General features: G+C 67.9%; 22 protein-coding genes and 1 riboswitch. Of the genes, 8 read left to right on the top strand and 14 right to left on the bottom strand.

Annotated elements, in window-relative coordinates:
• Nucleotides 1–48: 48 nt before the first annotated feature.
• Genes AC3EDY_RS13495 through AC3EDY_RS13480 form a run of 4 tightly spaced genes read left to right on the top strand, consistent with a single transcriptional unit; the run spans nt 49 to nt 2,948 of the window.
• A complete protein-coding gene (locus AC3EDY_RS13495) occupies nt 49–558 on the top strand; it encodes a GNAT family N-acetyltransferase (protein ID WP_488573021.1) in 510 nt (169 codons plus the stop codon).
• A 22-nt stretch (nt 559–580) separates the two neighbouring features.
• Nucleotides 581–1,159: a DUF1285 domain-containing protein gene (locus AC3EDY_RS13490; protein ID WP_488573020.1), complete on the top strand. Its 579-nt coding sequence runs from the start codon at nt 581–583 to the stop codon at nt 1,157–1,159.
• Nucleotides 1,156–1,764 carry a CoA pyrophosphatase gene (locus AC3EDY_RS13485; RefSeq protein ID WP_488573019.1) on the top strand — a complete coding sequence of 203 codons (609 nt, stop codon included), beginning with the start codon at nt 1,156–1,158 and terminating at the stop codon, nt 1,762–1,764. The genes AC3EDY_RS13490 and AC3EDY_RS13485 overlap by 4 nt, the downstream gene beginning before the upstream one ends.
• Nucleotides 1,761–2,948: a CCA tRNA nucleotidyltransferase gene (locus AC3EDY_RS13480; protein WP_488573018.1), complete on the top strand. Its 1,188-nt coding sequence runs from the start codon at nt 1,761–1,763 to the stop codon at nt 2,946–2,948. Before AC3EDY_RS13485 ends, AC3EDY_RS13480 begins: the two co-directional genes overlap by 4 nt.
• Before the next feature lie 47 nt (nt 2,949–2,995).
• Here AC3EDY_RS13480 and cobU read toward each other — a convergent pair whose 3' ends face one another.
• The 9 genes from cobU to AC3EDY_RS13435 all read right to left on the bottom strand — a co-directional run bounded on the left by cobU (nt 2,996) and on the right by AC3EDY_RS13435 (nt 10,629).
• Complete coding sequence (gene cobU / locus AC3EDY_RS13475) at nt 2,996–3,511, bottom strand: bifunctional adenosylcobinamide kinase/adenosylcobinamide-phosphate guanylyltransferase (protein ID WP_488573017.1); 516 nt, start codon at nt 3,509–3,511, stop codon at nt 2,996–2,998.
• Nucleotides 3,511–4,983: a cobyric acid synthase gene (locus AC3EDY_RS13470; protein ID WP_488573078.1), complete on the bottom strand. Its 1,473-nt coding sequence runs from the start codon at nt 4,981–4,983 to the stop codon at nt 3,511–3,513. Before AC3EDY_RS13470 ends, cobU begins: the two co-directional genes overlap by 1 nt.
• Entirely contained in the window at nt 4,983–5,933 is a 951-nt protein-coding gene (gene cbiB, locus AC3EDY_RS13465; RefSeq protein ID WP_488573016.1) for an adenosylcobinamide-phosphate synthase CbiB, read from the bottom strand. The genes AC3EDY_RS13470 and cbiB overlap by 1 nt, the downstream gene beginning before the upstream one ends.
• Nucleotides 5,926–6,960, bottom strand: a complete 1,035-nt coding sequence (locus tag AC3EDY_RS13460; RefSeq protein ID WP_488573015.1) for an aminotransferase class I/II-fold pyridoxal phosphate-dependent enzyme — start codon at nt 6,958–6,960, stop codon at nt 5,926–5,928. Before AC3EDY_RS13460 ends, cbiB begins: the two co-directional genes overlap by 8 nt.
• Nucleotides 6,954–7,670 (bottom strand): adenosylcobinamide-GDP ribazoletransferase, encoded by a 717-nt coding sequence (gene cobS, locus AC3EDY_RS13455; RefSeq protein ID WP_488573014.1) that lies wholly within the window; start codon nt 7,668–7,670, stop codon nt 6,954–6,956. Before cobS ends, AC3EDY_RS13460 begins: the two co-directional genes overlap by 7 nt.
• Nucleotides 7,667–8,236 carry a histidine phosphatase family protein gene (locus AC3EDY_RS13450; protein ID WP_488573013.1) on the bottom strand — a complete coding sequence of 190 codons (570 nt, stop codon included), beginning with the start codon at nt 8,234–8,236 and terminating at the stop codon, nt 7,667–7,669. The genes cobS and AC3EDY_RS13450 overlap by 4 nt, the downstream gene beginning before the upstream one ends.
• Nucleotides 8,233–9,249, bottom strand: coding sequence for a nicotinate-nucleotide--dimethylbenzimidazole phosphoribosyltransferase (gene cobT, locus AC3EDY_RS13445; RefSeq protein WP_488573012.1), 1,017 nt, complete (start codon nt 9,247–9,249; stop codon nt 8,233–8,235). The genes AC3EDY_RS13450 and cobT overlap by 4 nt, the downstream gene beginning before the upstream one ends.
• On the bottom strand, nt 9,246–9,632 hold the full coding sequence (locus AC3EDY_RS13440) for a DUF1636 domain-containing protein (RefSeq protein ID WP_488573011.1): 387 nt from the start codon (nt 9,630–9,632) through the stop codon (nt 9,246–9,248). The genes cobT and AC3EDY_RS13440 overlap by 4 nt, the downstream gene beginning before the upstream one ends.
• Before the next feature lie 189 nt (nt 9,633–9,821).
• Nucleotides 9,822–10,046, bottom strand: a riboswitch (cobalamin riboswitch).
• A gap of 121 nt (nt 10,047–10,167) precedes the next feature.
• Nucleotides 10,168–10,629, bottom strand: a complete 462-nt coding sequence (locus AC3EDY_RS13435; RefSeq protein WP_488573010.1) for a transposase — start codon at nt 10,627–10,629, stop codon at nt 10,168–10,170.
• A 109-nt stretch (nt 10,630–10,738) separates the two neighbouring features.
• Between AC3EDY_RS13435 and AC3EDY_RS13430 the strand changes: the two genes are divergently transcribed.
• Both AC3EDY_RS13430 and AC3EDY_RS13425 read left to right on the top strand, forming a co-directional pair.
• The gene (locus AC3EDY_RS13430; protein WP_488573009.1) at nt 10,739–12,157 is read left to right on the top strand and encodes an amidase; all 1,419 of its coding nucleotides are present in this window, start codon (nt 10,739–10,741) and stop codon (nt 12,155–12,157) included.
• Entirely contained in the window at nt 12,154–12,672 is a 519-nt protein-coding gene (locus AC3EDY_RS13425; RefSeq protein ID WP_488573008.1) for a carboxymuconolactone decarboxylase family protein, read from the top strand. Before AC3EDY_RS13430 ends, AC3EDY_RS13425 begins: the two co-directional genes overlap by 4 nt.
• A gap of 25 nt (nt 12,673–12,697) precedes the next feature.
• On the opposite strand, the gene AC3EDY_RS13420 is transcribed toward AC3EDY_RS13425, so the two are convergent.
• Nucleotides 12,698–13,465: a sulfite exporter TauE/SafE family protein gene (locus AC3EDY_RS13420; protein WP_488573007.1), complete on the bottom strand. Its 768-nt coding sequence runs from the start codon at nt 13,463–13,465 to the stop codon at nt 12,698–12,700.
• Between the two features lie 277 nt (nt 13,466–13,742).
• Between AC3EDY_RS13420 and AC3EDY_RS13415 the strand changes: the two genes are divergently transcribed.
• Nucleotides 13,743–15,050, top strand: coding sequence for a cation:proton antiporter (locus AC3EDY_RS13415; protein WP_488573006.1), 1,308 nt, complete (start codon nt 13,743–13,745; stop codon nt 15,048–15,050).
• 21 nt (nt 15,051–15,071) lie between these two features.
• Here the strand turns inward: AC3EDY_RS13415 and AC3EDY_RS13410 are convergent, their stop codons facing one another.
• The 4 genes from AC3EDY_RS13410 to AC3EDY_RS13395 all read right to left on the bottom strand — a co-directional run bounded on the left by AC3EDY_RS13410 (nt 15,072) and on the right by AC3EDY_RS13395 (nt 18,545).
• On the bottom strand, nt 15,072–15,968 hold the full coding sequence (locus AC3EDY_RS13410; RefSeq protein WP_488573005.1) for an alpha/beta fold hydrolase: 897 nt from the start codon (nt 15,966–15,968) through the stop codon (nt 15,072–15,074).
• Between the two features lie 39 nt (nt 15,969–16,007).
• Entirely contained in the window at nt 16,008–17,183 is a 1,176-nt protein-coding gene (locus tag AC3EDY_RS13405; RefSeq protein ID WP_488573004.1) for an acyl-CoA dehydrogenase, read from the bottom strand.
• A gap of 103 nt (nt 17,184–17,286) precedes the next feature.
• Nucleotides 17,287–17,856 carry a VOC family protein gene (locus tag AC3EDY_RS13400; protein WP_488573003.1) on the bottom strand — a complete coding sequence of 190 codons (570 nt, stop codon included), beginning with the start codon at nt 17,854–17,856 and terminating at the stop codon, nt 17,287–17,289.
• A 62-nt stretch (nt 17,857–17,918) separates the two neighbouring features.
• Nucleotides 17,919–18,545, bottom strand: coding sequence for a TetR/AcrR family transcriptional regulator (locus AC3EDY_RS13395; protein WP_488573002.1), 627 nt, complete (start codon nt 18,543–18,545; stop codon nt 17,919–17,921).
• A gap of 343 nt (nt 18,546–18,888) precedes the next feature.
• Between AC3EDY_RS13395 and AC3EDY_RS13390 the strand changes: the two genes are divergently transcribed.
• Nucleotides 18,889–19,164, top strand: a complete 276-nt coding sequence (locus tag AC3EDY_RS13390) for an HGGxSTG domain-containing protein (protein WP_488573077.1) — start codon at nt 18,889–18,891, stop codon at nt 19,162–19,164.
• Nucleotides 19,165–19,413: the final 249 nt, after the last annotated feature.

Genomic DNA, 19,413 nt, shown 5'->3' with positions numbered 1-19,413 from the left:
ATCGCCGGCCGCATCGCCCCCTGCTCCATCAATCCAAGGCACTGCCTCTTGTCCACCATCATTCCCCTGGCCGATGTCGATCCGCAACTGATCGAGGACCTGCTCGATGCGGCGTTCGAACCGGAACGCCGCCAGCGCACGGCCTATCGGCTGCGCGAGGGGGTGGACTGGCTGCCCGCCCTGTCCTTTGCCGCGCTCGACGAAGACGCAATGCTGGCCGGCACGATCCAGTGCTGGCCGGTGGCGTTGACCACGCCCGAGGGGCGCAAGCTGCCGATGATCATGGTGGGGCCGGTAGCGGTCATGCCCGGGCAGCAGGGGCGCGGCTATGGCAAGGCGCTGGTTACCGCCAGCCTCACGGCCATCGATCCGCGCGCGCCGCTGCCTCAGGTGATGATCGGCGATCCGGAATACTACGAGCGCCTTTTCGGCTTCAGCAATGCCCATACCGGCCGGTGGCAGTTGCCCGGCCCGGTGGAGCAGCGCCGCCTGCTGTGCCGCACGGCCAATCCGGCCATCCTTCCGGCCGAAGGCATGCTGGGGCCTTGGCGCGGCTGATCAAGTCTGGCACTGCCGGGCGGTGCCTTACGAACCGCCCCCCGAGCTTGCCGGCCTCTCGCTGAGCGAAATCGCCGCCCTGGCGCAAAGCCGCCGCTTGCCGCCGCTGGACCAGTGGAACCCGGCGCAGAGCGGGGACATCCACATGCACATCCTGGCCGATGGCACCTGGCTGCACGAAGGCAGCCCGATTACCCGGCCGGCAATGGTGCGCACGTTTGCCACCTTGCTGATGCGCGACGGCGCGGGCCGGCACTGGCTGATCACCCCGCATCAGCGCCTGGCGATCGCGGTGGACGATGCCGCTTTGATCGCCGTCGACATGGACGTGCGCCACGATCCCGCGCAGGGCGGGGCGGTGGTGCTGGCGTTCCGGCTCAACACCGACGACATCGTGCTGTGCGGGCCTGACCACCCCCTGCGGGTTGCCGGCACCCCGGATGTGCCGGCTTTCTATCTGGCTGTGCGTCACGGGGTCGAAGCGCGGCTCAACCGCAGCACGTATGGCCAGCTTATTGCCCATGCGCTGGACGTTTCCGATCCCGAGGATCTGGCGGTGGAAAGCCAGGGCGCGCGTTTCGGCCTGATTCCCGGATCATGAACGATTCGCTGTTCGACCGGCTGGCCAATCTTCATCGCGCCGGGCACGCCGCGGCGGCACCGTCGCTCGTTGCCGACTGGCGCGTGGCGCCCGAGGGCCTGCGCGCCGCCGCCGTGCTCATCGCCGTGACCGACCGCGCCGATCATCCCGATGGCCCCGGCGTGCTGCTGATCCACCGCCCCAGCCACATGCGGGCCCACCCCGGCCAGGCCGCTTTCCCCGGGGGAAAGATCGAAGCTGGCGAAACCGCGATCGAGGCGGCCCTGCGCGAGGCGAACGAGGAACTGGGCATTGATCCGGCGCAAGTGCGGGTAATCGGGCCGACCGACCGCTATCGCACCGGCACGGGCTATGATATTACGCCCGTTCTGGCCGTCGTGCCCGAAGACCTGCCGCTCAGGCCCGAACCCGCCGAAGTGGCCAGCTGGTTCGAGCCGCCCCTCGCGCTGCTGATGGACGAGCGCCGGCACACGTGGATCGACGCCGAATGGAACGGGCGGCGCGGCCGCACCATCGAAATCCTGTGGCAGGGCCACCGCATCTGGGGCGTGACGGCCGCGATCATCGCCAACCTCGCCCGGCGCATCGCTTGGCCCCAGGCATGACCGGCCAGTTGCCCCCCGCCCCCTGGACCATGCGCCGCGATCTGGCCACGCTGGTTGCCGCGCTCGATGCCGACGGGGCGGGCACCTGCCGCTATGTGGGCGGGGCCGTGCGCGATACGCTGCTGGGCCTGGCTGTCAGCGATGTCGACATGGCGACCGTGCACCGGCCCGAGAGGACCCAGGCCCTGCTTGCGGCGGCCGGCATCCGCCAGGTGCCCACCGGCATCGCCCATGGCACGATCACCGCCGTCCTGCCCGACGGACCCGTGGAAATCACCACCCTGCGACGCGATGTCGCCACCGACGGCCGCCGCGCGACCGTGGCCTTTGCCAGCGACTGGCAGGAGGATGCCGCGCGGCGCGATTTCACTATCAATGCGCTCTATGCCGATCCACGCACGCTGGAAATCAGCGATCATTTCAACGGCCTCGACGATCTGGCGGCGCGGCGCCTGCGCTTCATCGGCGTGGCCGAGCAGCGCATTCGCGAGGATTACCTGCGCATCCTGCGCTATTTCCGGTTCCAGGCCCGCTTCGGCTCGTTGCCTGCCGACGCAGCGGCCGAGGCCGCCTGCGCCGCGCTGGCGCCAGGCATGAAAAGCCTTTCGCGCGAACGGGTGGCGGCCGAGCTTCTCGGCCTGCTGGCCTTGCCCGATCCGGCGCCCACGCTGGACCGGATGGCGGCACTTGGCGTTCTGGCGCAGGTCCTGCCCGAGGCCGATCCGGCCCCGCTGCCGGCGCTGATCGCTGCCGAAATGCGCGAGGGCCTGGCGCCCGATGCGCTGCGCCGCCTCGCCGCCGTGCTGCCCGCAGATCCGCCGCTGGTCGAACAGGTGGCGGCGCGCCTGCGCCTTTCGGTTGCCCAGCGCAAGCGCCTGGCGACGGCAGCCGCACGAAACGAACGCGATGCCATCGAACCGGCGCGCGCGCTGGCTTACCAGTTCGGCCACGCCGAAGCGATCGACCGCCTGCTGCTGGCCGGGCGCGACAGCGCGGACCTGGCCGGCTGGGCCGTGCCGCGCCTGCCGCTCAAGGGCGGGCAGATCGTCGCACGCGGGCTCAGCGCCGGGCCAGAAGTGGCGCGCGCCCTGCGCGCGGTCGAAGCGCGCTGGGTGGCCGAAGGCTTTCCTGACGAAGCGCGGGTGATGACCCTGCTGGACGAGGAACTGGCAAAGCGCGGCTGAACCCGATTCGGCGCCATCGCGGTGGCTGGGAACGGCTGGAAAATGCGCTATTTCAATCGCAGTGGCAGCCCCGCGCAGATCAGTTGCACTTCGCCGCAAAGCGCCGCCATGCGCTGATTGGCCCGCCCTGCTTCGTCGCGGAAACGGCGGGCCAGTGCGTTGTCGGGCACGATGCCCTGCCCTACTTCGTTGCTGACGAGGATGACCAGCCCTGCCGCACCGGACACCGCCCGCTCCAGCGCGTCGAGCGCGGCGGCAATGTCATGGTCGGCCAGCAGCAGATTGCTGAGCCACAAGGTCAGGCAATCGACCAGCAGCACGCGCCCGGGTGCGGCCTGGACCGCGACCGCCCCCGGCAGGTCTGTCGGCGCTTCCACCGTGGCCCAGGCGGCGTCGCGATCGGCGCGGTGGCGGGCGATACGATCGCGCATTTCCTCGTCCAGCGCTTGGGCCGTGGCGATGTAGACGGGCGCCAGGCCGCTCGCTTCGGCACGCATCTGGGCGTAGCGGCTTTTGCCCGAACGCGCCCCGCCGATGACCAGCAGGCGAGAGCCCGATACCATCACCGCGCTCCCCGCGCCACGGCCAGCAGGCCATCGATATCGAGATGGCGTTCCAGTTCACGGGCTATCTCGTCAAGCGCGGCATCGACGGTAGCGCCATGATCCGCGCCGTCCGAGCCCGCACCAAGCCGGCCGAGCAGCGCGGCGCGCAGGGCCGGGCCGCCCAGCGCGCCGTGCACGTAGCTGCCGATGACCCGGCCGTCGGCAGCCATCGCCCCGTCCGCCCGCCTCTCGTCCACGCTCGCACCATCGAGCATGGCAAACGGCCGCGCACAATCTGTTCCGCGCGTTTCGCCCATGTGCATTTCGAACCCTTCGAATGCGGCGCCCAGCGCCGTACCCCGCACCCGGCGCAGCGCCTTGCCGGGCGTCAGCACCGTTGCCACGTCGAGCAGCCCCAGCCCCGCCAGTTCTCCCGCTGGCCCTTCGATGCCGTGCGGATCGGCGATCGTGCGGCCCAGCATCTGATAGCCGCCGCAGATGCCCAGGATATGCCCGCCGCGGCGATGATGGGCAAGAATGTCGATATCCCAGCCCTGCGCCCGCAGCGCGGCCATATCGGCCAGCGTCGCTTTCGATCCGGGGAGCACGATCAAGGCGCAATCGGCGGGGATCGGCCTGCCCGGCGGCACCATCGCCAGTTCAACGCCGCTTTCGCCCTTCAGCGGATCGAGATCGTCGAAATTGGCAATGCGCGGCAGGATCGGGCAGGCGATGCGCAGCGCGCCGGGGCGTGGCCGGGCCTGCCGTTCCAGCACCACCGCATCTTCGCTGGGCAGGCGCGCGCTGGCCGGCAGCCACGGGACGATGCCAAAACCGCGCCAGCCGGACAGCGCCGCGATCTGGGCATAGCCATCGGCAAACAAGGCCGGATCGCCGCGAAACTTGTTGATGATGAAGCCCCGGATCATCGCCGCGTCGGCCGGATCGAGCACCGCGCGGGTGCCGGCCACCGCCGCGATAACCCCGCCGCGGTCGATATCGCCCACCAGGACCACCGGCACGCCGGCGGCGCGGGCAAAGCCCATGTTGGCAATGTCGCCGGCACGCAGGTTGATCTCGGCCGGCGAACCGGCCCCTTCCACGACGATCAGATCGGCCTCTGTGCGCAGGCGCTGCCAGCTTTCCAGTACCTGGGGCAGAAGCGCGGCCCGGCCCGCACGGAAATCGCCCCCGCCCAGCGTGCCGCGCACCCGGCCCTGGACCACGAGTTGCGAGGTATGATCGGCCTGGGGCTTGAGCAGGACGGGGTTCATGTCGGTATGCGGCTCGGCACGGCAGGCCAGCGCCTGCAGCGCCTGGGCGCGACCGATCTCGCCGCCATCGACAGTGACCGCTGCATTGTTCGACATGTTCTGCGGCTTGAACGGCCTGACGCGCAGGCCGCGGTTGGCAAAGACACGGCAAAGGCCGGCGGTCAGCACCGATTTGCCCACGTCCGACCCTGTTCCTTGCAACATCAACGCACGCATCACGCCCCTTTCCATGCCGTCAGCAGAGCGAGCAGCAGCAGCAGCAGCAGCAGCGCGCAGGCCCGCCGATAGAGGCGCAGGGCACGCACCACGTCGGCCCCGTCGGCGTCGGCGCGGCCCCTGCCGATCCACGCCCTGGCCTGAACCACGCCGTCATAGGCGACCGGCCCGGCCAGCCGCAGGCGCAGCGCCCCGGCCATTGCAGCCTCGGTCCACCCCGCGTTGGGGGAAGCATGGCGGGCATGATCGCGCCATAGCACGGCCCAGCCGCCCCCGCCCGCCAGGCACAGCACAACCGCGCCGATCCGCGCGGGGATCAGGTTCAGCGCATCGTCGGTGCGCGCGGCGGCCCAGCCGAACGGCCCCCAGGGTTCCTCGCGATGGCCGATCAGGCTGTCGGCGGTATTGACCGCCTTGTAGGCCCACAGGCCCGGCAGCCCGCCGACCACCAGCCAGAACAACGGTGCCACCACGCCATCGCAGAAACTTTCGGCCAGGCTTTCGATTCCCGCGCGGGCAATGCCGGCGCGGTCAAGCCCGCCGGTATCACGCCCGACGATCATGCCGACCGCGCGCCGCGCGGCGGCAATGTCATTGCCCAGCAGCGCGTGGGCCACCGGGCGCACGTGATCGTCAAGACTGCGCAGGGCGAGGCCGGGCCAGGCAAGCACCGCCACCCCGATCCACGCCCGGGGCCCGAGCGCCCGGATCGCCACGATCTGCAACGCCCAGCCGCCGCCCAGCGCCAGGGCCACGAGCAGCAGGACCGTGACAAGGCCCATCAGGCGCCGCCGCGCCGCGCTCCGGCCCGGCCGGTTCCATGCGCGTGCGCAGGCATCGATGACGCGGGCAAAGCCGCCCACCGGATGGCCGACGCGGGCATAGAAAGCAGCCGGCCAGCCCAGCGCGATGTCCAGCAGCAGGGCGGTTGCGGCAACCGGTTCAGCCACGGTCGCACGCCCGATCGGGAAGAGCCGCGACAAGCCGGGCAAATCCTGCTGAGTCGCCTGGCAGCCCCAGCCGCAGCCAGTCGGCCCGCGCCGCGAACGGCCGGGTCAGAATGGCCTGGCGGGCAAGGCGTTCGAACAGGGCCGGCCCGTCGATCCCGGTCAGCAGCCGGAACAGCGGGCAGGCGCCTTCCACGCGGTAACCCTTGCCCTGCAAGGCGGCATCGAGCGTGGCAGCCCGCGTTACCAGGTCGATGCGGGCCTGCCCGATCCACGCGCGATCGCGGTAGGCGGCCGTGCCGATCGCCAGAGCCGCGGCGGAAACCGGCCAGGCACCGAGCCGCGCACGCAGATCGGCCAGCAGGGGGCGCGGCCCCAGCACGAAGCCCAGCCGCACGCCGGCAAGGCCGAAGAACTTGCCGAACGAACGGAAGATCACCAGGCGCCGCGCATCGTCGATCTGATCCGCCATGCTGCTTTGCGGGTGGCAATCGGCAAAGGCTTCATCGAGCAGGAGCCAACCCCGCGCGCCGCGTCGGTCCAGCAGGCCTGCCAGCACGGCGCGATCCAGCAGGCGCCCGTCGGGATTGCCTGGATTGGCAAGGATCAGGCTGGCGCCGTCGCCCCGGGCATCGCCGGACGGGGGCAAGCATAGGGACAGGGGCAGGGACAGGGGCAGGGGCAGGGGCAGGCTGGCGCCCAGCATTTCACCGTGCGTGCGATAGCCCGGGTCGGCATGATAAGCCGGACCGCCGATCATCCCGCCAATCAGGCGCAGGCCGATTTCGGTGCCCGGCACCGCGCAGACATGATCGACCGCGCAGCCGAAGTGCGCAGCGGCGGCGGCTTCGAGATCGCGAAGCGCGGTCTCTGCCGGCAGGGACTGCCAATCCACCGGCACGCTATCGGCATGGGGCCAGGGACAGGGATTGATCCCGGTGGAAAGATCGCGCCAAAGGCCTTCGCCATAACGTGCGCGGGCCGCATCGAGGCCCCCGCCGTGCCAGGTGAAGCGATCCCCGCTCACCATTGCGTCTGCGCCACAAGGCCGATTAATAGAACGGTCTCGATCAATTCCACGCCCGCGCCATGCCCATCGCCGGAAATCCCGCCGATGTGCGTGGCCAGCCACCAGCCCCACAGCGCGATCGCCGGACCGGTCAGCACCAGCGCGGGACAGAGGCCGGCGGCAAGCAGCAGCACCGCTGCCCAGGCAATAAGGTGCGCCCGATGGATGCTGCCGGCAAAGCGGGCGCCAAGGCCGGCATGAAGCGGCACCATCCAGCGCGTCCACGCCAGCGGCCCCAGGCGCGCGGCAAACGGCACCAGAATCAGGCCGGCCAGCGCGCCGCGCTCGGCCAGGCCGTGGAGCAGGACAAGCTTCGCGACCAGTTGCAGCACCACGGCAACGACACCAAAACTGCCCAGGTGCGGATCGGCCAGCACTGCCAGAAGGCGCGCCCGGTCCTGGTGCGCGGCGCCGGCGGCATCGGCAATGTCGGCAAGACCATCGAGATGCAGCGCGCCCGTCACCCACACCCAGGCCGCGAGCCCGGCCAGCGCGCCGACCCACGGATCGAGCCAGGCGCCGATCACGGCGGCGGCAGCGACGATGGCGCCCACGATCAGGCCCACGGCGGGGAACCAGCGCATCGAGGCCGCAAATATCGCCGCGTCCGCATCGACGCGCGGCGTCGGCAGCCGGGTCAGGAACTGCACGGCCAGGATCAAGCTCTTCATGCCCGCAATCCCGTGATCCGGGCCGAAAGCGGCGTGCCGGGCCATACCCGCAGCGTGAGCACCGCCGCATAGGGCAGATCGAACGCCGGAAGCTGTTCCCAGCCAAAGCCGCACAGCACCGCCAGCGCCGCGCGCATCGGGCCACCGTGCGTCACCACCAGGGTATCGACCGGCAGCGTCTGCGCCAGAGCCAGGGCAACCCGCGCCCGAAGCGCCGACCAGCGCTCGCCCCCGGGCGGGGCATGGAGATCGGGATCGCGATAGAATGCGGCCAGGGCCGCGCCATCTACCTGCGCCGGATCACGCCCGTCCCAGGCGCCGAAGTCAAGCTCGCGCCAGCGTGCGTCGCGCAGCATGGCAAGCCCGCGCGCGGTGGCGATGGCCTGCGCCGCAGCGGCGCAGCGCTGCAGGTCGGACGTGATCACGCGGTCGAACGCCAGCCCCGCGGCCCGCGCCACGCAGGCCGCGACCCCGCCCGGCGTGGCGGCCATATCGGCATGGCCCAGCAACAGCCCGGCAACCGGAGGCGCACCATGGCGCATCAGGTGCAGCGCAAACGCGCTCACAGCCCGGAGGCCACCCCGGCCTGCACGAAGGTGGCCATCTGCGCATGGGTGACCAGGGCCGAACGCACGAGATGTACCGCGAGCGCCGCGCCGCTGCCCTCGCCCAGGCGCATGCCCAGATCGAGCAGCGGGACCAGGCGCAGCCGTTCGAGCAGGCGCACATGCCCAGGCTCGGCCGAACAGTGCCCGGCCAGGCAATGATAGACGATGCCCGGCGCGTGGGCCGCCAGTGGCGCCACCGCGGCACAGGTGATGAAACCATCGAGCATGACCGGCACGCGCAGCGCGCGCGCGCGCAGCACGGCACCGGCCATGGCGGCAATCTCGCGCCCGCCCAGCCGGCGCAGCGTCTCGAACGGGGTGGACGGCGCATCGGCATGGAGCGCGAGCGCGCGTTCGATCACCGCGACTTTGCGCGCAACGCCCGCGCGATCGAGCCCGGTGCCCGGCCCGGCCCAGTCCGCCGCGGTGCCGCCCAAGCTGTGCGCGCAAAGCGCGGCGGCGGCCGTGGTATTGCCGATGCCCATTTCCCCCAGCGTCAGAATATCGAGATCGGGGGTGACCGCCGCTGCCCCGGCGTTGATCGCGGCGAGGCATTCGGCCTCGCTCATCGCGGGGCCGGTGGTGAAATCGGCCGTCGGCCGATCCAGATCGAGCGGCACTACCCGCAGATCGAGCCCCGCCGCCCCGGCCAGGGCGTTTATCGCGGCGCCGCCCGCGGCAAAATTCGCCACCATGGCGGCCGTGACGCTGGCGGGAAAGGCGCTGACACCATGCACGACAACACCGTGGTTGCCGGCAAAGATGGCAGTGCGCCCACGAACGATCACCGGCTGTTCGCGCCCCTGCCAGCCGGCCATGAACACGGCCAGGTCTTCCAGGCGGCCGAGCGATCCCGGCGGCTTGGTAAGCACGGCCTGGCGGGCACGGGCAGCGCCCATGGCGGCTTCATCGGGCGCGGACAATGCGGACAGCGCGCCGGCAAAGGCGGCAGGCGTGGCAAACGCGCTCATGCCGCAACGAACCCCGCCGGCGGAGTACGGGCGATGAAATGCCCTTTGACCCCAGGCGGCCACTGCGCGAACGGCACTTCGCCATGCGGGCTTTGCGCATAGGCCGCGGCATAAGCGAGAATGGCGGCGGCCGCCCCTTCATCGGGCGCGAACCGGCCCAGCACATAGCCCAGTTTCCCCGGCGCGCGCAGATGCACGGTGCATGATTGGGCACAGGCGAACAGGCACGCCATTTCCTGGATGGCAATGCCGGCAAAGCGGCCATCCTTCTGCTGCGCGGCGCGCAGTGCCGCCGCCAGCCGGGCGCCACCGCGCCGCTCGTCGCCATGGTGGCAGGTATTGCAGGCCACGATGGCGGGGCCTTCGTCAACGGGAGTAAGCATGCAAGAGCCTTCCACGCGCCGGGCGATGGAACAGGGCAAGGGCCTGCCGGTATCGATCCGGCCGGACGCGCGGTGGCAGGCCGGCGCACGAAGCCCGCCACAAAGCGACCCGTGCAGCCCCGGCCGCACATGTGCTCGTCGCCCAGACGGAAGCATTACCGTGCCCGGACCATCCCCTGGATCAAGGCAAGAGCGACCGATGCGCCGGCAGGTCTCCTGGCTCGCGGGTCAGGGCTTGATGCAAGCCTTCCCAGGCCGCTGCCGGCCCAGTGGCGATCCCCGGCACGAAAGGGGATCGGTTGCATCGCGCTCGCCGCTTACAGTTGCAGGGACAGCTGCGGACTTGGGGACGAAGCCCCCGCACCGCATTCCCGATTAAGCCCCTTTCGGGGCACCGACGCGATCTTTCAGAAGACAAGGCGCAAGGCCCTGCCCCGGCGCACCCTCTAGACCAGATCGGCCGGCAAGCCAACCGCCCTTGACCGCACCCGGATCGCGGCGCCGGTCAGGGCCGCGGATCGTCCGGTGGCGGCGGTCACGGTGCTGGCGCTTCGAACCGTCGCTGCACGAGCTGATCGACCAGGGCGACTTTCTCCGCTTCGGAAAACCGGATCGTCGTTTTGCCGAGAAACCGCGCGAGGCGCATCATCATGTGCCAGGCGGTATCCTGCGTGATGCCAAGATCCCGGGCCAGCTGGGTGCTGGCGATGCATCGCGGATGGGCCGCGATCAACCGCACGGCGATCAGCCAGTGCCGCAAGGGAAGCTTGCTGCCGCCGAAAACCGTGCCCGCGCGAACGTTGAAGCGTTTGGCACAGGCGCGGCAGCGCATCTGCTCCCGCTCGTCCTGCACGTTCACTTTCCGGGAGCCGCAATGCGGGCAGGAAACGCCGTCGGGCCAGCGGATCGCACGCACGAATTCGATCGCCCCCGCTTCATCGGGAAACGCCCGCTGCGCCCACTGTCTTCGCCACAGGCGCACGCCGCGCGCGGTCATCGCTCCCTCATGATCCTGGCACTTTGGTATATAGATTTCGCACGCCGGCCGCATTGTCAATTCGTGAGTGGAAATCTAGATTTGCCGCATACTGCCAAAGGAAAATACCATGTCGGTAAGTCTCGATGATCTGTTCCTGCCGGCTTACGAGCAAAGACAGGCATTAAGCGAAGGAAAATTCACTTCTCTTGATTTGACAAAAGCCTATCTTGAAAGAATTGAACTGCTCAATTCAGAGCTGGTCGCTTTCGTTCAGGTCGATTGTGACGGCGCAATTGCGGCCGCAAACGACGCGGATATTCGACTGAAGGCCGGAGACACATCGCCGGTTCTGGGACTTTGCGTGGGGATCAAGGACCTGATCGACGTGCGCGGCCTGCGGACCACGTACGGCTCGCAGGCGTTCGCCGATAACGTGGCGGCCGAGGATGCGCCGGTCGTTGCGCGTCTGCGGACTGCCGGCGCGGTCATTCTGGGCAAAGTCAATACCACGGAATTCGCCTTGTTCAGTCCGAACATGATCGAAGGGCCATCGAAGAACCCGTGGGATTTCAGCCGGACCGCCGGCGGATCGTCCAACGGTTCGGCCACGGCGACGTCGGCCGGGCTGTGCTCGTTTGCCATCGGCACAGACACGGCCGGATCGATCCGGACGCCGTGTTCGTTCACGGGCATAGTCGGCCTCAAGCCCACGCACGGGCGCGTTGCGGCCCAGGGCATCGGCGAACTGTCCACGTTCATGGACACTGTCGGCCCGATGGGGCGTTCGCCGCGCGACATCGCGCTGGTCCTGCAGGTGATCGCCGGCTTCGAGCCCAGCGACATGACCTCGGCCGACAGAGGCGTTCCGGATTACATCGCCGCGCGGGAGCGGGGCGTTTCCGGCATGCGGATCGGCGTGCCGGAAAGCTACATGGACGATGTGCTCGATCCCGAAATCGCGGCGGCATGGCGCGCTTCGGCGGCGGCCCTGCGCGCGGCGGGCGCCATCATCGCGCCTGTCGAACTGCCCGACACCAGCGATGCCATGGGCATCTGGCGCGGCCTGGTGGTGGGCGACGCCCTGGCCTGGCACGAGGCCAGCCTGAGCGAGCGCGGCGCGCTCTATTCCGAAGCGACACGCATGCTGCTTGAAGGAAACGCCGGCGCGCTGGCGGTGGAAACGGCGCGAGCGCGCAAGGAACAATGGGCGTTCCGGCGCACCTACCGCGAAGCGATCGCGGGTTTCGATGCCATCCTGCTGCCGGGCGCGCCGGTCATTGCCCCGCTGGACAGCGAAATCGCCGCCAATGCGCTGACCTCGGGCGATCGCAAGGTGGGCGGCCAGGTCATGCTCGACTATGCGATCCCGTTCAACGTCACGGGACTGCCCGCGCTGGTCATGCCGGTGGAGCGGTCGAAGATCAACGGCATGCCGCTTCCCGTCATGGTCTGCGGGGCGCATTTCCAGGAAGACCGGATACTGCAACTGGCCACGGCCCTTGCCGATCTCAAGCCCTTCGACACCCGGCCGGAGCGTTATCGTTGAGCGGTCCGGTAAAGGCCGTGACGCTCGACGGGGCAAGCGACGAGCAGGCCGCCGTGCTGCGCATGCTGCCCCCCGGCGGCCTGTCTCCCTTTCTTGCCCACGCGCCGGGCCTGGCCGAAGCGGCAGTCCATGTCGGGCTTATGCTGTTCGACGAGGAACAGACCGGCGTTCCCGATCAACTGCGCGAGGCGTTGATCATACGGGTCGCCCGCCTCTTGCAGAGCGACTATGTCGAGCAGCAGCACGCCAGGCTGGGCGCTGCATTCGGCATGCCGGCAGAGCAGATCGAGGCCGCAGCGGATGGGTCTGCCTCGCACCGGCTGCCGCCGGACTGGCGGGCGGCAGTCCAGCTGGTCGAGCAGGGGCTGACAGGCGCACCGGTGGCCGCTGCGACGCTGGACGCGGTGTTGGCGCTTTACGGCGAACGGGGCCTTGTCGGCATCGCGGCCATCTGCGGGGCCTTTTCCCAGATGAGTCTTCTCGCCCGCTGGGCCGGCCTTGGCCCCACGGGCTAGATCAGAGGATTGGCGGCCGCCTAAGTCAGCCCCGCACCGTGCGCAGCAGCGCGAACAGGCTGGTCGCCACAAGCACGGTGCCGACCAGGCCAAGCAACCATCTTGCCGGCACCCGCTTGACCAGCAGCCCGCCGACCGGCGCGGCCAGCGCGCCGCCGACGATCAGGCCGACCGCCACCCGGGTGAACGCTTCCGCGCCGAGCGCGAACAGGAAAGTTGCGGAAATGGTCGACGTCAGCACGAATTCGGCGGCGTTGACGGTGCCGATCGTGCGGCGGGGTTCACTGTCCTGAACGAGCAGGTTCGAAGTGACCACCGGCCCCCAGCCCCCGCCGCCCGCCGCATCGAGGAAGCCGCCTGCCAGCCCGAGCAACACGATGTGGCGAGGCCGCCGATGGACGCGGTGATGGCCGACCTGCCATGCGCGCCAGACCAGGTAGAGGCCCACGCCAGCGAGATAGACCATGATGAACGGGCGCACGAGCGCGGCATCGATGTTCGACAAGAGGTACGCGCCGCAGATCCCGCCGGCCATGCCGGGGATCACCAGCCGCCCGAACAGGCGCCAATCGACATTGCCGTGCGCGATGTGGCTGATCGCCGAGGCCGCCGTGGTGAAGCATTCGACGATATGGACGCTGGCCGAGGCCCGCGCGGGCGGAATGCCCAGCACGAAGACCAGCAGCGTGTTGGTAATGACGCCGAACGCCATGCCCAGCGCACCGTCGACAAGCTGCGCCATGAACCCGATGGCCACGAACGGCGCGATGCTTTCGACGAGTTGGATATCCATGGCTTCGGGTTAACCCTCATCGAGCGATAGATCGGAACGGTTGTCACCAGGGTAAGCATGTTCGTTGCGCCAGGCACTGCGACAGCCGCGAGGCAAGACGCGCAGACCAGGCCGCTTCCCGGATTCAGGTAATGCCAACCCGCGGTTTTTGCACCTTCTATCGGAACGAATCGGGCGCACCGCTCTTCAAGCATCATCACCGTTCGCGGGCGGGCACCGCCATGACGGCCTGCCGCTGGCCATGCGCGCCACGCGACCTTTCGGGAGTTGGACGCCAATGTTCGAGCTGCGCGTCTGGCCGCCGGATACCTACATGCTCGTGCTGATCGGGGCCGCCCTGCTGATCGCCCTGGTTGCCTGGCTGCCGCTCGCTCTCAGGAAACTGCCCCTGTCGCTGCCGATCGTCTGCATTGCCATGGGCGCGGCGCTTTTCCGGTTCGTGCCGGTGCCGTTCGCGCCGCTGCCTGGCGAGTACCCCCGGTTCGTCGAGCGCTTTACCGAATTCGTGGTGATCATCGCGCTCATGGGTGCGGGGCTGAAGCTCGACCGGGTGTTCAACTGGCGGCGCTGGGCGGTGACATGGCGGCTGCTGGGTCCCACCATGTTGCTGACGATCGCGGCAATCACCGTTCTGGGGCTATGGCTGCTGGCGCTGCCGCTGCCGCTGGCGATCCTGCTGGGCGGCGCGCTGGCGCCCACCGATCCGGTACTTGCCGCCGACGTGCAGGTCGGCCCGCCCAAGACGGGAGAGGAGGACGAGGTGCGCTTTGGCCTCACGTCGGAGGCCGGGCTTAACGACGGGCTGGCCTTTCCGTTCGTGAACCTTGCCGTGGCACTTGCGGCGGCGGCGACAACCGGTACGCCATGGGCCACCAGGTGGGTTCTGCATAGCGTGCTGTGGGAAATCGCGGCGGCGATCCTGATCGGCTGGCTCGTCGGGCGGATGATCGGGTGGGTCACGTTTCACATCCCCGCCGATAGCAAGCTGGCGCAAACCGGCGATGGTGTCATCGCCATCGCGGCAACGCTGTTCGTCTATGGCCTGTGCGAAGTTGCGCAATGTTATGGCTTCCTGGGGGTTTTCGTCGCTGCGCTGTCGATGCGGCATGCGCATCGCAGCCACGATTTCCAGCGCGAGATGCATGATTTCACCGAACAGGTGGAGCGCATCGCGATGATGACCGGGCTGTTGTTGTTCGGCGGCGCGTTGGTCAGCGGCCTTCTGGCGCCGCTCGGCTGGGCCGAAGTGCTGGCCGCCGTGGCGATCCTGCTGGTGATCCGGCCGGCGGCCGGGATGATCGGAATGCTCGGGTTCAAAGCCGATCTCAGCGAAAAGCTGACTCTCGCCTTCTTCGGGATCCGCGGTGTCGGTTCGTTCTACTATCTGGCCTATGGCCTGAACCACATGGACGTGGGCGGCAGCGACCGGCTGTGGGCGGTGATAAGCCTGGTGGTGCTGCTCTCGATCCTCATGCATGGGTTGACCGTCACGCCGGTGATGCGCTTCATGGACCGGCGACACGGACGCGACCCGGACGCCGATCCGCCAGCCGGCGAAAAGGGGCCCCGGCCACGGCCCGCATAACGGACCGCCGTTATCGTGCTTTCAGTCGTTCAGGCGTGCCATCAGCATCGCGACGATATCCTCGCCCGCTTCCTCCTGCAGGAAATGCCCCGCCCCTTCCACGGCATCGAATGTCGCGTTCTGCATCGCCGCGGCCCATTGCCGGCCCCAGGATGCGGGGAAGATCGTATCTGCCGTGCCGAAAAAGAAGTGCGAGGGAATGTTCATGGCAAGCAGGCGGCGGAAACATTCCTCCTGCCCCCTGGGATCGCCATCGAGTGACCCCGTGAGCGGAAGCATCTGGGGAAAGCGCTGCGCCCCGACCTTGGACTCCAGCGCGGGAAACGGCGCGTTATAAGCAACATAGGCGCCTTTGCGATCCGCCTCCGGGCGATACAGGCTTCCGGCCACCAGCCGCCCGCAATCCATGTCGCCGCCAAGCTGCGCAGGATCGATCGCGCGTTCCGCCCAGTATCGCGCGCCCGGCGCATATTCGAAGCCCTCGTGGTGCAGCCATGTGCTCATGATCACCAGGCGTTCGAACCGCTCGGGCATGTCCGTCACCAGACGCAGCCCGATCGGGCCGCCCCAATCCTGCACGAACAGCGTAATGCCCCGCAGATCGAGCGATTCGACGAGATGCCGCAGACGGGCGACATGGCCGGCAAGATCGTACCACTGCGGGTCGGACGGCTTGTCCGATTTGCCGAAGCCGGCATGGTCGGGCGCGATGCACCGGTAGCCGCGCGCCGCAAGCTGGCGGATCATCTTGCGATAGAGGTAGCTCCAGGTCGGCTCCCCATGAACGAGCAGCGCGATCGGCCCGGTTCGCGGGCCTTCGTCGACATGATGCAGCCTGAGGCCCCCGAGTTCCCGCCAGACCGGCGCGAACGGGAAGTCTATGGCATCGAACCGTTCGTCCGGCGTCCTGAATATCACCTGCCTTGTCCTTTCACTCGCTGCCGCGCGGATCGTGCCTCAGAATGCCGCTATCCCGGTGATCGCGCGGCCCAGAATAAGGGCATGCACGTCGTGCGTGCCTTCATAGGTGTTGACCGTTTCCAGATTCACCATGTGGCGGATCACCTGGTATTCGCCGGAAATGCCGTTGCCGCCGTGCATGTCGCGGGCGGCGCGCGCGATATCGAGCGCCTTGCCGACATTGTTGCGCTTGACCATCGAGATCATCTCGGGCGCGAAAGTGCCGGCATCCATCAGGCGGCCGACCTGAAGCGAGGCGTGCAGGCCCAGCGTGATCTCGGTCAGCATGTCGGCCAGCTTTTTCTGGAATAGCTGCGTTGCGGCAAGCGGGCGGCCGAACTGGTGCCGGTCGAGCCCGTAGCGGCGCGCGGCGTGATAACAGAACTCTGCCGCCCCCAGCGCCCCCCACGAGATGCCGTAGCGCGCGCGGTTGAGGCAGCCGAATGGGCCTTTGAGCCCTTCGACACCGGGCAGCAGCGCCGTTTCGGGCACGAACATGCCGTCCATGACGATCATCCCGGTGATCGAGGCGCGCAGGCTGATCTTGTTCTCGATCCTGGGCGCCGACAGCCCCTTCATGCCCTTTTCGAGCACGAAGCCGCGAATGGCGCCACCGTGCGCGTCGCTTTTGGCCCAGACCACGAAGACATCGGCAATCGGTGCGTTGGAAATCCAGGTCTTGGTACCATCGAGCACGTAGCCGCCATCGACTTTCCGCGCCCGCGTGCGTATGCCGCCGGGATCGGAACCGGCATCGGGCTCGGTCAGGCCGAAGCAACCGATCCATTCGCCGCTGGCAAGCCTTGGCAGATAGGTCTGGCGCTGCTCTTCCGAACCATAGGCATGGATGGGAAACATCACGAGGCTGGATTGCACGCTCATCATCGAGCGGTAGCCGGAATCGACCCGCTCCACTTCGCGCGCGACAAGGCCGTACGACACGTAACCGGCATTGGCGCAGCCATAGGCTTCGGGCAGCGTAAGGCCGAGCAGCCCCTGCCCGCCCATTTCGCGAAAAATGTCCGGGTCGGTATGCTCCCTGGCGAAAGCATCCACCACGCGCGGTGCCAGCCGATCCTGCGCAAAGGCACGCGCGGCATCGCGGATCATGCGCTCGTCATCGGTCAAAAGCCCGTCCAGCCCGAGCGCGTCTTCCCAATCGAATGGCACCATGTTTCCTCGCATCAATAACGAACAGGCCGTGCAGATCGGCCCGGATCGGATGAACGTGTCGCTTAGCTAACCGATGGGTTCGAACCGTCGCGTCGGCGGCCCGCTACCAGCCATAACGGGCGATTTCGAGAAGCGGCACGCCGCTGTCGTACATCCCGCAAAGCACCTCGGGATCATAAGGCACGCCGATCGTGTTCGCGCGGAATTCGTCCGAGTACATGAACTCCGTGGCCATATCCATCGGCATGGTATCGGTCTGCAGTTCGACATTGTTGCCATCGGGATCAAGGTAGTACATCGACAGGACGCCGCCATGGTTGACGCAGAAGACCGGCTCGATGCCCTGCTTCTTGAGGCGGCGATAATTGCCGAGCAGCGCGCCGACGCCATTGAAAGTGAACGCCACATGCTCGAGCCCGGGGGCCTTGCGGCGTTCGTTGATCTGCTCGAAAAAGTCGCCCAGGGCCTGCTGGCGCTCCACGTCCTGCGGCGGCATGCCGATGATCAGCACGCGGTGATGCTCTTCGTCATAGGTAAGGCCGCAGGCATTGCCTTCGCCGCCGTTGACGATCTCGCGCCCGTTCAGAACGGTCAGATACCATTCGCGCATCGCCGGAACGTTGATCGAGCGCAGCACGATGTGCGCAAGCTTGATCGGGGATTCGACCGGCATCTGGTCGAGAGGGGTGCGTGGATACATCGTGGCAATCCCTTTGCCTGATGGGAGCCGATCGCTCATGCCATCGGGCTTGCGGCAGGATCTGCGTCACCCTGCGCCAGCGCCTTGGCTGCCCGTTGGCAGATCAGCAGGATCCGGTCCGAAAACGCTTCGTCCTCCACCGCACGGGCGAGGGAAAGGCCGCCCGCGCACAGTGCGATGAGCGCGATCGCCTCGTCATGCCGCGTGCTTTCCGGGGCTTGGCCCGCTGTTTCCAGGTCCCCGGAACCGACTATATCTGCAACCGTTCGCCGCAGTTCCGCCTCGTAGGCGCGACGCAGGGCCTGCGAGGCGCGAGGCATGTCGCCGGCAAGCACTGCCAGCGGGCAACTCGTTTCGGCATCGTTGCGGTGGCTGCGCGAGAGATAGCGTCGTGCCAGGCGGGGCAGCCGCGTTGCCCAAGGCTCTCGCGGAGCGGGAGCGAGCCAGCGCTTCCGGCCTTCGATCATCGCGTGCTGGAACGTGGCCACAAGCAGATCGTCCTTGTGGGCAAAGTGGCTGTAGAACGCACCGCGGGTGAGCTGGGCACCCGCCATGACAGTCGCGATCGGAGCGCCGCCAACGCCGTCGCGCCGCAAAGCCCGCGTAGCGATATCCAGAATGCGTGCTCTGGATGCGTTCTTTCTTTCCGCGCGTATGCCCATTCCACGTCCCCCGAACGCCTCTTCGCCCCGGTATGCGCAGTCGCGCCAGACACGTCAAGTCGCATGTCACTTATCATGCGAAATTTCTCGAGGCAGTTGTGACCCGCGCCGTATCGGCGAGCTGTACGAGGTCGAGCGCACGATCAGCGCAGATACTTCGCCACATGGCGGTGGACATGGGAGCTAGCCTACCCGCGATGGAGAGTTACGGCCGCCTAGCCTTGAAGGCTCAGGCACAAAGCCGGGCCACCCTTGAGGCGCTGATAAAGTTGCACCAACCGCGAGAGCAAACCGTCCGCCATATCCACGTGAATGAGGGCGGGCAGGCAATCATTGCCGATCAATTCCACCACCACGGCCTACAACAAGGGGGGCAGCAAAAGGACAATCAGGCGGACAACCCCATACACAAGGCGCACCTGGCCCGCGCTGCCATGCCCGAACCCGCTCGGGCCAGCCGTACCGCTCGCCCGCGATCAAGGGCAAGGCGCGGTGCCGGATGCACGGCGGCAGAGGAAGCGGCGCACCTGAAGGCAACCAGAACGCCTGGAAGCACGGCGCGCGATCACGGGAAATGAAGGCGCTCTGGGATCTGATCAATAGCCTTGGTGAGAAATGACGTAACGGCGCCTCGTCCAGGCCCAGCGCCGGCCCATTGCCCTGTTCACGCTTGAAAGATGGCTTGCCTGAGCCATTCCTCCAAAAATAGCTGGTGATCTGATCCCGGAAAGCTGGATCGCTTTGAGTTAGAGTTTTTCGCCGTAATCTCCCTGGCTGGGAGGAGTGAAAGACGATGAAGGCATCGAGGTTTTCTGACGCCCAGAAGGCGTTCATTCTGAAGCAGGGGGCAGACGGTGTTCCCGTGGCG

This window comes from Novosphingobium sp. DS6-6, assembly GCF_057784975.1.
The sequence above is the reverse complement of the archived record's forward strand: the minus strand, read 5'-3'. Positions and strand labels throughout refer to the sequence as shown.